Origin of the sequence: Bradyrhizobium sp., assembly GCF_019244115.1 — a bacterium.
Lineage (GTDB): Bacteria > Pseudomonadota > Alphaproteobacteria > Rhizobiales > Xanthobacteraceae > Bradyrhizobium.
In genome coordinates, this window is the sequence record NZ_JAFATE010000663.1 from 1 (window position 1) to 12,933 (window position 12,933).

At 65.5% G+C, this 12,933-nt stretch carries 10 protein-coding genes; all 10 read right to left on the reverse strand.

The genetic code is table 11. The features are described 5' to 3' along the window. On the reverse strand, nt 1–1,491 hold a 1,491-nt coding region (locus JOZ76_RS28785), incomplete at its 3' end, for a sugar phosphate isomerase/epimerase and 4-hydroxyphenylpyruvate domain-containing protein (RefSeq protein WP_291704478.1). Continuing rightward, a complete protein-coding gene (locus tag JOZ76_RS28790; RefSeq protein WP_291704480.1) occupies nt 1,488–2,546 on the reverse strand; it encodes a Gfo/Idh/MocA family protein in 1,059 nt (352 codons plus the stop codon). The genes JOZ76_RS28785 and JOZ76_RS28790, both read right to left, overlap by 4 nt. Continuing rightward, entirely contained in the window at nt 2,543–3,280 is a 738-nt protein-coding gene (locus JOZ76_RS28795) for an ABC transporter ATP-binding protein (protein ID WP_291704482.1), read from the reverse strand. The genes JOZ76_RS28790 and JOZ76_RS28795 overlap by 4 nt, the downstream gene beginning before the upstream one ends. Before the next feature lie 9 nt (nt 3,281–3,289). Then, the gene (locus JOZ76_RS28800) at nt 3,290–4,033 is read right to left on the reverse strand and encodes an ABC transporter ATP-binding protein (protein WP_291704484.1); all 744 of its coding nucleotides are present in this window, start codon (nt 4,031–4,033) and stop codon (nt 3,290–3,292) included. Continuing rightward, nucleotides 4,030–5,028 (reverse strand): branched-chain amino acid ABC transporter permease, encoded by a 999-nt coding sequence (locus tag JOZ76_RS28805; protein ID WP_291704486.1) that lies wholly within the window; start codon nt 5,026–5,028, stop codon nt 4,030–4,032. Before JOZ76_RS28805 ends, JOZ76_RS28800 begins: the two co-directional genes overlap by 4 nt. After that, on the reverse strand, nt 5,025–5,900 hold the full coding sequence (locus JOZ76_RS28810; RefSeq protein WP_291704488.1) for a branched-chain amino acid ABC transporter permease: 876 nt from the start codon (nt 5,898–5,900) through the stop codon (nt 5,025–5,027). The genes JOZ76_RS28805 and JOZ76_RS28810 overlap by 4 nt, the downstream gene beginning before the upstream one ends. Before the next feature lie 51 nt (nt 5,901–5,951). Continuing rightward, nucleotides 5,952–7,091: an ABC transporter substrate-binding protein gene (locus JOZ76_RS28815; protein WP_291704491.1), complete on the reverse strand. Its 1,140-nt coding sequence runs from the start codon at nt 7,089–7,091 to the stop codon at nt 5,952–5,954. Between the two features lie 46 nt (nt 7,092–7,137). Beyond that, nucleotides 7,138–8,031: a shikimate dehydrogenase gene (locus JOZ76_RS28820; protein ID WP_291704493.1), complete on the reverse strand. Its 894-nt coding sequence runs from the start codon at nt 8,029–8,031 to the stop codon at nt 7,138–7,140. Between the two features lie 119 nt (nt 8,032–8,150). Further along, complete coding sequence (locus JOZ76_RS28825) at nt 8,151–9,089, reverse strand: LysR family transcriptional regulator (RefSeq protein ID WP_291704495.1); 939 nt, start codon at nt 9,087–9,089, stop codon at nt 8,151–8,153. A gap of 14 nt (nt 9,090–9,103) precedes the next feature. Beyond that, nucleotides 9,104–12,838, reverse strand: a complete 3,735-nt coding sequence (locus tag JOZ76_RS28830) for an AsmA family protein (protein WP_291704497.1) — start codon at nt 12,836–12,838, stop codon at nt 9,104–9,106. Between the last annotated feature and the right edge of the window lie 95 nt (nt 12,839–12,933).

The following is a 12,933-nucleotide window of genomic DNA, read 5'->3' on the forward strand; positions in this document are numbered from 1 at the left end:
CGACAGGGTGCGCGGCGAAGCCGAGCCGTTGAGCACGAAGCGCAGGCTCTTCTGCGTATTGATGATGGCCTGGCTCTGCACCAGCCCGCGCGGATCGGCGATTTCCTGCTGCGGCAAGCGATTGAGATCGAAGATCCCGCAATAGAACAACAGCCAGGACAACATCTCGTCATAGGGCATCGATTGCGAGATGTGATCGACGGCCAGCAGATGACCGTGCGTCGCGACGCCGGTCGCCTCGAAGTCGAGGTCCCAGTTCTTTCCCGCCGTATCGAGAAAATACAGCAGGCTGCCGCCGACGCCATGGATCGCCGGGATCTCCAGTTCACCCGGCCCGACCGGCTGATAGAACGAGCGCGCCTTGAGCGCCTGGGCGCGCGAGGCTGCGCTCGCCGCGTCATCGACATCCAGCGCAATGGCGCAAACGCCGGGTCCGTGGGTGATGTAATGCGAGTGCGCAAAGCCGTCCGGATCGGAGTTGATGACGAGCTCGATCTGCCCTTGCGACCACCGCTCCACGGCCTTGCTGCGATGCTGGCCGGACTTGCGGAAGCCGAGCTGGCCGAACAGGTCGGCGAGCGCGGCAGCCTTGCTTTCGTTGACGGCGAACTCCAGAAAACCGACACCGCGGCTCGGCGCACGCGGCACCAGGCGATGCCCCCTGGCGGCCGGAAATTTCGCCGCGAGCTGGTCCTGCAACAGGATCAGCGAACGCATGCCATCCATCGCGGTGCGCGCCGCCGAACCGGCACGGAACTGGTCGTTGAAGATTTCGAGCGACAGCGGCCCGGCATAGCCGGTGGCCGCAACAGACTCCATGAAGTCCGAAACCGGCAGGTCGCCCTGCCCCGGAAAGCAGCGAAAATGCCGGCTCCAGGAGAGCACGTCGAGATCGATTTTCGGTGCGTCGGCGAGCTGGACCAGAAAGATCTTGTCCGCCGGGATGGCGCGGATGGCCGTGGTCGGAAATTTCGGCGCCAGCGCATGGAAACTGTCCAGAATGACGCCGATCGCCTTGTGGTCGGCCCGACGCACGATCTCCCAGGCATCGCGATAGTCGTTGACATGACGGCCCCAAGCCAGCGCCTCGAAACCGACGCGCAGGCCGCGCTTCGCGGCAAGCTCGCCGAGTTGCCGAAAATCATCGGCGGCGCGGTCGATGCCGCCGAGCGCAGCGGGCGACACATTGCTGCAGATCAGCAGCAGATCGGTATCGAGCTCCTGCATCAGGTCGAACTTGCGTTCCGCGCGCGCAAAACCGCGACCGCGCTGCGGCTCGGGCATACCCTCGAAATCCCTGAACGGCTGGAATGCGCAGGTCGCGAGGCCGAGCTCGCGGCACAGCTCCTTGACCTCGCGCGGACTGCCGCCGAACGACAGCAGGTCGTTCTCAAAGATCTCCACCGCATCGAAGCCGGCCGCCGCAATCGCCCGCAGCTTTTCGTCGAGCGCGCCCGATAGCGAAACCGTGGCGATCGACCGCGTGCTCATGCCGCCTGCTCCATCATTTCGCCGGGAGAAAACCGCGATCCCCGACGCGCCGCCTCGCTGACCGCCTCGACGACGGCGAGCGTCCCCATCGCATCTTCGACAGAAACGAGCGGCGCTTCGCGTTTCTCGATCACGGCCAGGAAGTGTCGGAGCTGCTCGGCAAGCGGATCAATCGAGGCGGACTTGATCTGACTACGTGACAGGGGCGCGTGCCATCCCGCTTGCACCGGATAGGACCACAGCTCCATGGCAGGCACCGCCAGCGAGCCTGCCGTACCCGCGAATACATAGCAGGGCTGATCCTGCTTGGGATAAGCGGGATTCTCACCCGACGACAGCTCCCAGCTCCAGGGCGAAGGCGTCGCGTCGGAGACCGTTACCGTGCCCAGCGCCCCGTTCGCAAACCTGAGCAGCAGGGCCGCGGTGTCTTCCACTGCGAAGCCGCGCACCTTGCTCGAGGTCAGCGCCTGCACCTCGGCGATCTCTCCGCAGATGAAGCGCAGATTGTCGATGTCGTGGATCAGATTGATCAATAGTGGACCGCCGCCCCGCTCGCGCCGCCAAGTCACTTCAAAATAGTCGTCAGGTTTCTTGAGAAGCCACAGCCCGACTACCGCCGTGAGCTGGCCGAGCTTTCCGCCCATCACGAACTCTCGCGCTGCCTTGATGACAGGATTGTGCCGCCGGTGATGGCCGACCAGCATCGGCACGCCGCTTCGCCTGATTGCCGCGCAAAGTCGCTGCGCTGAAGCGACGGTCTCGGTGACCGGCTTCTCGATCAGCGCCGGCGTGCCCTCCGCCAAGCAGTCGAGCGCCATCGACAGGTGCAGCGCATTGGGCGAGGCAACGATCAGGCCGTCGGGTCTCTCGTGTTGCAGCAGGGCGCGGTGATCAACATAACACGGCGCATCGTTCGCCTCGGCCAGCGCTTTCGCCGCTGGCGATGGATCGGCGATTCCCGCCAGCACGCAATCGCGGGACGCAGCAATCAATTCGAGATGCCGCCGACCGATCAGGCCGGCGCCGGCAACGCCGATCCGCAATTTCGCGGTCATGCTGCGCTCCCCTGCATGGCGCCACCCAAGAACAATTCGCCGATCCGCGGGTCGTTCAGAATTCTTTCCGCCTTGTCGACGAGACGGGTCTGGCCGAGTTCGAGCACGATGCCGAAATCGGAGATTTCCAGCGCCGAGCGCGCATTCTGTTCGATCAGCAGAATGGAAACGCCGGCGTCGCGCAGCTCTTTGAGAATCGCAAAGGTCTGCTGCACCAGCAAGGGCGACAGCCCGATCGAGGGTTCGTCGATGAGGACCAGTGACGGATTGAGCAGCAGCCCGCGGGCGATCTCGAGCTGCTTCTGCTCACCGCCCGACAGCGTCGAGGCCTGCTGGCCGGCTTTCCGGCGCAGCGCCGGAAACTTGTCGAGCGCCGCCTCGATCCGCACCGGCAGATCGATATCGCCAGCCGCGGCGACGCCGCCGAGCTCGACGTTGTGGCGGACCGACAGCTCGGCAAAGATGTTGCGGCCCTGCGGCACGTAGCAGATGCCGGCCGCAAGCAGCGCGCGCTGGCTGAGGCCCGTGACATCCCGGCCGTTGAAGACGATCTTGCCTTCACGCAGCTTCAGCAGGCCGAAAATCGCCTTGAACACGGTGGATTTGCCGGCCCCGTTCGGCCCGATGATGGTGGTGATCGAACCTGCCGGCACGGAGAATGTGGTGCCGTTCAGGATCGTCATCTTGCCATAGCCGCCGACCAGATTTTGCACGTCGAGGATCGGATCGCTCATGGCTGCCCCTCAATGTCCGAGATAGGCTTCAACGACGGCCGGATTGGCGCGGATCTCGTCGGGCTGGCCGAGTGCGAGCACCTTGCCCTCCGCCATCACCATGACGCGCGAGCACAGCGACATCACGAATTCCATGTTGTGCTCGATCACGACGAAGGTCGCGCCCTTCTCGCGGTTCATCGCGATCAGGCGATCCTTCAGATCCCCGAGCATCGTCGGATTGACACCGCCGGCCGGCTCGTCGAGCAGCACGAGACGCGGCCCGCCCATGAAGGCCATCGCGGCGTCGAGCAGTTTCTGCTGACCATAGGACAGCCCGCCCGCCGGCTCGGGTGCGAGATGGTCAAGCTTGAAGAAGCCAATCATCTCATTGGCGGCCTTTGTGAGTCCTGCATCGGAGGGACCGAAAAGTCGGCCGAGCATCGAGCCCTGGTGCTCCTGTCCCGCGAGGATCAGGTTTTCCCGCACCGACAGGCGCGGAAACACCTGCAACAACTGAAACGTCCTGGAGACGCCGAGCCGGTTGAGGTCGGACGGCCGCAGGCCCGTCACGAGCCGTCCGTCGACCTTCACCTCGCCCGCGCTCGGGGTGAGCTGGCCAAGAATGCAGTTGAACAGCGTCGACTTGCCGCAACCATTCGGACCGATCAGCCCCAGAATCTCGCCCTCGCGGACATCGAAGGAGACGCCGTCGACCGCGGTGATGCCGCCAAAGGTTTTCTTGACGTCCTTGACTTCGAGGACCGCACTCATTGCGCCACCTCGAGCTTCGGCTTGGCGACGGCGCGCAGCGCGGATGCGGCCCTGGTGCGACGCTGCGTCAGATAGCGGTCGAGGATGCCCAAAATGCCGCTCGGCGACCAGATCAGCAGCAGGATCACCGCGATCGCGTAGAGCATCAGGTAATAGCCCTGCGTGAAGCGCAGCCATTCCGGCAGCAGCACCGCGATCATCGTGCCGAGGAACGGGCCGAAGAAGAAGCCGGAGCCGCCGACGATCACCATCATCAGGAGGTCGAGCGAGAGCGACAGGTTGAACGGCACGGGATCGATATATTGCGTCAGCGGCGCGTAGAGGGCGCCGGCGACGCCGCCGAGCGCGGAGCCGATCGCAAACGCCATCAGCGTGTAGCGGCGCGTGTCGACGCCGAGCGATAGCGCCCGCACCGGATTTTCCCTCAGCGCCATGAAGGCGCGCCCCCAGGGCGAACGGATCAGCCACCAGACCGCCGCGGTAACGATCGCAAGCGCGCCGAGACAGACATAGTAGAACGGCAGCGGCTTGCTGGTGGCCATGCCAAAGACATGCGGGCGCGGGATGTTGGAGATGCCGTAGATGCCGCCGGTCAGCCAGCTTTCGTTGCGGAACACCAAAAAGGCCAATGTCGAGAACGCCAGCGTCACGAAAGCGAGATAATGATGCTGCACGCGCAGCGCCGGATAGCCGAGCAGCCAGCCGATCGCGAAGCACAGCACGATCGCAACCGCGGTGGCTGCGATCAGCGGAAAGCCCTGCGTGGTCAGGATCGCGCCGGCATAGGCGCCGATCCCGACGAAGGCGCCCTGCGCGAGCGAGACCTGGCCGGCATAGCCGAGCGTCAGATTGAGGCCCATCGCGGCGATGCTCATGACGGCCCACTGGCTCAGGATGTACAGGCCGTAGCGGTTGAAGGTCGCGGGTACCAGGATCAGCGCGAGGACGGCCGCGACGCCGAGCGCGATGCGCAGATATTTTGCGGCCGCCGTCATACCGTGCGCTCCTCGGGCCGGCCGAGCAGGCCCTGCGGCCGGAACAGGATGACGACGACGAGCAGGATCATCGGCACGGCCGCGCGATACTGGGTCGAGATGTAGGCGGCGGCAAGATTATCGACGACGCCGATCAGGAGCCCGCCGGCGATGGCGCCGCGCACCTGGTTGAAGCCGCCGACGATGGCCGCGATGAAGGCCGCCTGTCCGAGCACCTCGCCGGAGGAGAATTTGGCGAGATAGATCGGAGTGATCAGGAGCGAGGCCAGCGCCACCAGGAACGCGTTGATCAGAAAGGTCAGCAGGATCATGCGCTCGACGGGGATGCCGATGATCCGCGCGACCGTCGGATTCTGCGCGACCGCCTGCATCTGGTGACCGAGCGAGGTGCGGTTGAGCAGCGCGGTGAGGCCGACCACGGCAAGAATGGCGAGCACCAGGACGCCGAGGCTCTGCAGCGACACCACGCGGCCGAAGATCGAGAGGTCGCCGGCCGGCACGATGGAGGGAAACGGCGAGGCCTCGGCGCTGAAGAACTGCTTCACCGCCTCCTTGATGCCGATCGCGAGCGCCATGGTGGCGATCGCGAGCGGCAGCACGCCGTGACGCAGCATGGGATCGACCAGCAGCATCTTGAAGCCGAGACCGAGCAGCAGCATCGACAGCAAGATGCCGATGATGATCGCGAGCCAGAACGGCGCCCCGGCATGCATCACCGCCAGCATCAGAAAAGCCGGCAGCATCACGAACTCGCCCTGCGCGAAGTTGATGGTCTGCGAGGTCTGCCAGAGCAGCGTGAACCCGACCGCCACGATTGCGTAGATCGCGCCCGTCGCAAGTCCCGCCACCAGGAGGTCGAGCAGATTGGACATGTCCGTGATGTCTCCCGCGTCGCCGTCGGCTCGGATCGATGCAGCGAAATTTTAGTGCAACTTCGGCAACACCTGCTTCACCACCTGCTTGCCTTCCACCACTTCGACCAGAAAGCCCTGGCGGTCGATGTCGCCGTTCTGGTCGAAGGTCACGTCCATCAGGATGCCGGGCTCATCGGCCGCCTTGATGGTCAGGCCATGCAGGGTATCGGCGAAGGCCTTGGGATCGACCTTGCCCATCTTCTCGGTCGTGGCCTTGATCATGTAGATCGCCAGATACCCCTTGATGCCGTTGTGGTCCGGGACGTAGTTGTATTTCTTCGAGAACTTGTCGCGGAACTGCTTGATCAGTTCGACCGGGGCATCGGTGGTCAGCCCGACATGGCCGCGCGCGCCGTTGGCGGCATCGCCGGCGAGCTCGATCACCTTCTGCCCGACGAGCGTGGTCTCGCCGATCAGCGGCGCCGTGACACCCTGGCGCTTCAGCTCCTTGAGGATGCGCGCGCTTTCCTCTTCGTTCAGATAGATGAAGACTGCGTCGGGATTGGCGGCCTTGATCTTGGAGACGTCGGCCGCGAAATCCGCCTGCCCCGCCTCGGTCGAGATGTCGGCAGCGACTTTGATGCCGTAGCCGCCGAATTCCTTGGTGATGACGTCGCGGCCGCCGCGGCCGAAATCATTGTTGACCCAGACGACGGCCACCGACTTCGCCTTCACCTCATCATTGATGTACTTGGCGACCTTCGGCATCGAGGATTGCTGGCCGAACGAGGTGCGGAACAGGAACTTGTTGCCGGCCTGGGTCAGCTCCGCGGCCTCGCCGCCCATGATCTGCGTGATGCCGGCTTCCGCGACCAGCGGCGCGGTCACCTTCACCGATCCGGAATAGCCGGGACCGAGCAGCACATAGGGCTCGCTGTCGAGGGCCTTCTGCACCTGCGCGCGCGCCACGCCAGGATTGGACTGCGAGTCGGCGTGCGTGACTTCGATCTTGCGGCCCAAAATGCCGCCCTTGGCGTTGATTTCCTCGACCGCTAGGTCGATGCCATTCTTCCAGTTGTTGCCGACGGTGGCGCCGCCGCCGGAAAGCTCGGCGACATCGGCCAGCTTGATCGGCCCCGACGATTGCGCGAACGCGGTTCCGGCGGCCAATGCGGCAAACAGTATTGCTGCCAAACCAAATGGCTTCATTCTCATCTCCTCCCTTGTCGTATCGGCCTTCACGGCCTTTCTTGCGTCAAACTGCGGTATCAGGCTGCATCCGCGGAGCTGATCGTCTTTCCATGACGGCGTCGAACGCTCGTCCCATGTCGCTCGAAGAGGGTTTTAGCCCTGTGAACAATTCGAAGGCGTCGGCGGCCTGATAGATGGCGAGCTCCCGCCCGGTCATGATCCGCGCGCCCTTGGCCTTGGCGGCCTGCAGCAGCGGCGTCCAAAGCGGCGAATAGACCGCATCGGCGACCCACAGTTCATCATGCAGCAGCGCTTCCGGCACCGGCATGCCGGTGTTCGGAAGCATTCCGACCGGCGTCCCGTTCACCAGCCCGACCGCGCCGCGCAGCGCATCGGCCACGCTGCCGGCGACCGAGATGCCGCGATAGGCGTGCATCAGGCTGGCGAGCGAGGCGGCTTTGGCGCGGTCGGCGTCGAAAATCCGTACCTCGGACACACCAAGCCGCGCCAGCGCGAACGCGATCGCCTTGCCGACGCCGCCCGCCCCGATCACGGCGACGGCGCCATGTCCGGACTCTGCCACCAGCGGGGATGCCGCGCGCTCAAAACCTGTGGTGTCGGTATTGTGTCCGACCAGCTTCTGGCCCCGCACCACGACCGTATTCACCGCCCCCATCTCGGCCGCAGGCGGCGAGAGCTCGTCGAGCAGATCGACCACGGCTTCCTTATAGGGGAAAGTGACATTGACTCCGGCAAAGCCGAGACGCCGCACGCCGTCGAGCAGGCTATGCAGTTGCACGCGGTCCGCGCCGGCGACCTCGATGAGCTGGTAGTGGCAGCGCGCGCCGAGCGCGTCGGCCGCTTGCTCGTGCATGGCAGGCGAAGCCGAATGCTTGATCGGCGCCCCGATCAAGCCGGTCAAGAAGCGCTGCTGGTCGATGGCTGGGCGTCTGGACACTGGGTCTTGGTCTCGTGATGTCAATTGTCGCGCGGCGCAATCGCGATCGAATGACGAAAACGATAGCGTTTCCGCGATCTAACACAATTACTCATTTATTCGACAAACATAACATGATGTTACCTTTTTCGGAGCTTCGCGGCAGCGACCTTCGGGCTGCGCCGGCCTGGTTCGAGCGCACGCATTTCCGATCGCAGCATCTCGATGAAATATTCGACGTGCAGCGACAGCGGCGCGCCGCGCTTCACCGCGATATAGGTGTCGAAGCGGGTGGGCTCGGCAATGCGCAGGAGTTCGACGCCGGGATAGCCGCCGTGGGCGAGGGTGAACTGATCGATGACAGCGATGCCGAGACCGGCTTTGACCAGGGCGCACACGGTCGTCCCGAACCGCGCGCGGATCGTGATGTTGTAGGTGAGTTTGTTGCGCGCAAAGATCTCGGCCATGATCCGCCCGTAGGGATCGTTGGGATCGATGCCGATCAGGGGATAGCGCGTCATCTCCGCGGCGGTGACCTGCTTGCGGCCGGCGAGTTCGTGTCCCGGCGGCACGATGCAGAACAGTTCGCCCGAGGCGAGCGGCATGAAATCGAGGCCTGAATGATTGAGCCGGTAGCTCATGGCGACGCACTCGCCGCGCCCGAGCATCAGGTAGTCGATCGCCTCCTCGATCTTAAGGATGTTGATGTCGATGCCGAGATCCGGGTAGCGTCGCCTGACCCGCTCGATCGCGCGCGGCACCATCACCTGGGAAATGCTCGGCACCGAGCCGACGCGCAATTCCGACAAGGCGCCACGGCCGATCTTCGAAATGATCTCGGAGAGATCGTCGACCTTCTTGTAGACGCCGTTGATCTGCTCAAAGATGTTTTCCGCCTCGGGCGTCGGGAAGTAGCGCCCGTTCTGACGCTGGAAGAAGCGGATGCCGAGGGAACGCTCGGTGTATTTGACCAGCCGGCTGATGCCGGGCGCCGAGACGTTGAGCAGTTTTGCCGCGCCGCCGATCGTCCCCGTCACCATCACGGCACGAATGACCTCGACCTGGCGCAGCGTCATCATGGGCGCGAATGTCGTTACGGATTGATCGCCTGCGGCACCAGCACCATCGGCGGACGCGGCTTTGGCTTGGCGAGCAGAGGATTTGGCGCCGGCCTGATCTCGATCGGCGGCGGCAGCGGCGCAATCTGCTCGCTGACATTGGGGCCCGCCGCCGCGGACACATCGGGCGCACGCGGCACGGCTGCCTTCGGCTTCGGCTGCGGCCGGTAAGGCGCCCGGCCCGGCGCGGCCACGTCCCCGAGCGGCGCCTCGGGCTGGACGACGGGACCGGGAACGGCGGAGGTGACCGGCGGCGGCAATGCCGGGTTCGAAGGCGGAGCCGACATGGGCTGCGGCGCCGGATTTTCGCCGCGCTCGATCTGATCGAGGCGTCGCGTCTCGCGATCGATGACTCGCACAGCAAGCCAGGACGAGAGCGAGGTGACGTCGAGCGTGCGGCTCAGCCCATCGGGCGAGCCTACGGCAAAGAGCTGGATTTCGGGACGGCTCTTGTCCGAGCCGATCTCGGTCGATGCGAGGCTCGCGCGAATGTCGACCTGATCGGCGGGAATGTCATAACCACCTGACACGATGACTCGCGCCCCCTCCGCCTCCAGCGTGGTCGCGCCAACGCGAAGCCGGCCATCCCTGATCGTGAACGGGATCTGCGCGGATGCAACCGACAGGCTGCCGCCCGACAGCGCCGGATCGACGATCTGCCGCAGCCGATTGTCATCGGTCACCTGCCCGGCGTCGCTGGCGCGGATCGCGGTTTCGAACGCATGTGGATCAAGGCCGGCGATGCTGGTGGAGTTCAGTGTCACGACGCCGCTCGCGGACAGTGCGCCGGTCAGGGCCGACGCGCTGCGGCCCTGGGTGGTCAGGGTCATCTGGCCCGAAACCCGGCCCGCCGGCATCTTCAGGGCGCGATAGCGCAGCGCGGCGCCATCGGCATTGGCAAGCTCAAGCCGGGCGTTGAGCGAGATGCCGTTGGCGCCAGGCCGCGCGTCGAGACTGGCGGTCATCTCGCCGCCTGCGATGCCGGCCTTGACGTTGTCCAGGACGAGCGATTGGCCGTCACCCGTCAGCGTGCCGCCGACTGGGCGCAATTCGATTCCGCCTGGAAGCGTGCCGCGCAGCGACTGGAAGGCGACCTTGCCACGCCAGCCCTTCATCAGTCCGCCAGCGAGCGGCTCCCCCGCATCGCGGCCGGCGGCCCCGATCGCAAGCCCGAACACCGGGGCGAGATCGAGCGTGTCGAGGCCGACCTCACCATCGACCTGTTTCTCTTCGCCGAGGCTCAAGGCGAGATGACCGCGCAGCCGCGAGCCGGCGGCGATGCTGTCGAGGTCCTCGAAGGTCAATTTGTTGCCCAGCAGCGAGACATGCGAGAACAGCCTGATATTCTGCGCCGCCGCTTCCGCAGTCTTCAGTCCGAACAGCGGGGCCAGATTGACGCTGCGAACCCGGAGGCCGACATTGGCCTTGGCAGGATCCGCCCACGGCTCCGCGGTCCCCTGAATGTCAGCGTCGACGCCCGCGCCCCACATCTTCACGCTGATCCGCTGCGGCGCGTGCCACGCCCCGCTCGCCGTTCCCTCGAGTTGCGCGGGGCCATCGCCGCCGGCGATCATGTGGTCGATGCCCATCAGCGTGAACAAGGTTGCGCCGCGCTCCGCCGACAAATGGGTTTCGAGACTGATCTCATTGCGGCCGATATCGGCGAGATCGAAACCTCGAAGGGACGCGCTCCTGGGCTTTGCCGACAGCGTCGTGGTGCCCTTGAGCTGCGCCGAATCGAGGTCCACGACCGCGCGCAGATTGGTGCGGTCGGCGCTGTCGGAACTGCGGCCCGCATCGAGCGTCAGCTTCAATCGCGCCGGTCCCGTGCCGGTGCCGACCGCTTCAAGGCGCGACACCAGCGCCGGCGCGACGGGCGCGAGCCAGGCATTGACTTGATTGAGCGAGGCCGCGCTTGCCGAAAGCGCGAGGCGTCCGGTCGCCTCGCCGCGATCGAAGCGCCCGGTCGCCTCCATCGCGACACCGTTCGGCTGGCCGAATTTCAGTTGATCCAGCGATAGCGCCTTCGGCGTATAGCCGAGCCTGGCCGCGAACGGCCGCAGCTCCTGGCCGGACCAGACGGCGCGGCCGAGATCGAGCGACAGCTGCGCTTCGTCCGGCCAGTCCGGCGTTGGTCCCGCGAGCGCGCGCACAAACGCGGTGGCAGCATCGAGGTCGAGGCGATCCGCCCGCAACGTCGCTTCGAAGCGCGAACCGGCCGACGCCGGATGCAACAGAGCCAGACGTCCCTCGACCGTCCCCCCGTCGATCTCGGCCTTCACGGCTTCGATGGCGATTCGGTCGGAGCTGACACGGAAGTCACCGCGAAAGCGAAGCGGCTTCTGGTTGCGCGCGGCGCCCTCGCCGCGGCCCTGGAGCCAGGAGACCAGCACATCGGGATCGGCCGAATCGATGTCGAGCGTGCCGGAAAGCAGGCTGTCGGGAGGTGCGATCAGCGAATTTGTAAAGGCGACATGGGTCCCTCCGGGCCCGCGAACATCCAGCCAGTCGAGCTTCCAGCCGGCGGCATCGCCCCGAACGGTCGCCGTGATGTTCTGCAGCGGCCGGCCGCCCAGCATGATCTGTTCGGCGCCGAACTCGACCTGCGTCGCCATCGGAGGGCTCGGCAGCGCGGCCACCAGCGCCCGCAGACCGGACCCCCATCGTTGCGGCTCCACGACGTCCTTGCGCGTCGCGCTGTCCTTCGAGTTGTCCGTTGCGTCCTTGTTGGCGCTGTCCTTGTTTTCCTTGGCGCCCTCCCTGGAGAACAGCCGATCGGCGTCGAGCTGACGAGCCGACAATGTCGCGCGCAACTGCGGCGACGCCCCGAAGCGAACATCACCGGTGCCTGCGATGCGCAGCGCACGGTCGTCTGCGCCATAACTGGCCTCGACCTGCTCCAGATGCGCCGCGCCGGGATCGGCTTTGACCTTGGCCGAGATTCGCCAGGGTTTTTGCGCATCATTGTCCTTGGCCTCCGGCACGACCGCTACGCTCAGCGCGATCGCGCCGTCGAAATGCGGCACCCGCTCGACGAAGCTGAGCAGCCCGTCGAGATCGGTCGCCGGGGTCCGGTCGGTCGAATCGATGCCGAGGTGGAGGCGGACGCCGCCGCCATCGGGGGTCTGTCCGGACGCGACCCGGAACGGATAGCGGGTTCCATTGATGGTCACATTGCCGTCGCCGCGCAAGGAACCGGCAAGCGAGCGGACGTCGCCCGAGAAGGCGATGTCGTCGAGTTCGAGCGTGCGGCGGCTCGCGGCATCATGCAAGGCGACACGCCCGGTCAGATTCAGGCGGTCGATCGACAGCGACGCCAGATCGAATGTTCCAGTCGCGGCCGGCCAGTCGATTCGGCCGCGCTGATCGAGCCCGAGGTCGAGCGCCATGCCGCCGATGGTGAGTTCATTGGCACGCCATTCGCCGCGCATCAGCGAGCCGAGGCTGAATTCCACGTCGAGCCGGTCCGCGCGCACCCGGCCGAAGTCGTTGGCACCGCCGAGTGTCACGGAACGCAGGCGCAGCGTCGGCGTCGGCAGCAGCCGCGCATCGAGCCTGCCGGACACCCGCACCTTCATGCCGAGGATCTTGGTCGCTTCCGCCTCGAATTGCGGCCGGAACTGGTTCCAGTCGACGAAGTACGGCCCGATCAGCGCGGCGAGGAGCGCAATGATGAAGGCAATGGCTAATCCGAGCAGCGTCGTCTGCACCGGGTCTCCCCTGGGACACACGCTCCGGCCGCGCGATGCGACCTCCTGCCGTCGCCAGGACCGCGCCGGAGCTGCCCACTATATAGGGGCAAGTG

What these genes read in the sequence shown, in the direction of transcription:
- JOZ76_RS28790 (WP_291704480.1), bottom strand. Translation starts at nt 2,546, where the DNA reads ATGACCGCGAAATTGCGGATCGGCGTTGCCGGCGCCGGCCTGATCGGT.
- JOZ76_RS28795 (WP_291704482.1), bottom strand. Translation starts at nt 3,280, where the DNA reads ATGAGCGATCCGATCCTCGACGTGCAAAATCTGGTCGGCGGCTATGGC.
- JOZ76_RS28800 (WP_291704484.1), bottom strand. Translation starts at nt 4,033, where the DNA reads ATGAGTGCGGTCCTCGAAGTCAAGGACGTCAAGAAAACCTTTGGCGGC.
- JOZ76_RS28805 (WP_291704486.1), bottom strand. Translation starts at nt 5,028, where the DNA reads ATGACGGCGGCCGCAAAATATCTGCGCATCGCGCTCGGCGTCGCGGCC.
- JOZ76_RS28810 (WP_291704488.1), bottom strand. Translation starts at nt 5,900, where the DNA reads ATGTCCAATCTGCTCGACCTCCTGGTGGCGGGACTTGCGACGGGCGCG.
- JOZ76_RS28815 (WP_291704491.1), bottom strand. Translation starts at nt 7,091, where the DNA reads ATGAAGCCATTTGGTTTGGCAGCAATACTGTTTGCCGCATTGGCCGCC.
- JOZ76_RS28825 (WP_291704495.1), bottom strand. Translation starts at nt 9,089, where the DNA reads ATGATGACGCTGCGCCAGGTCGAGGTCATTCGTGCCGTGATGGTGACG.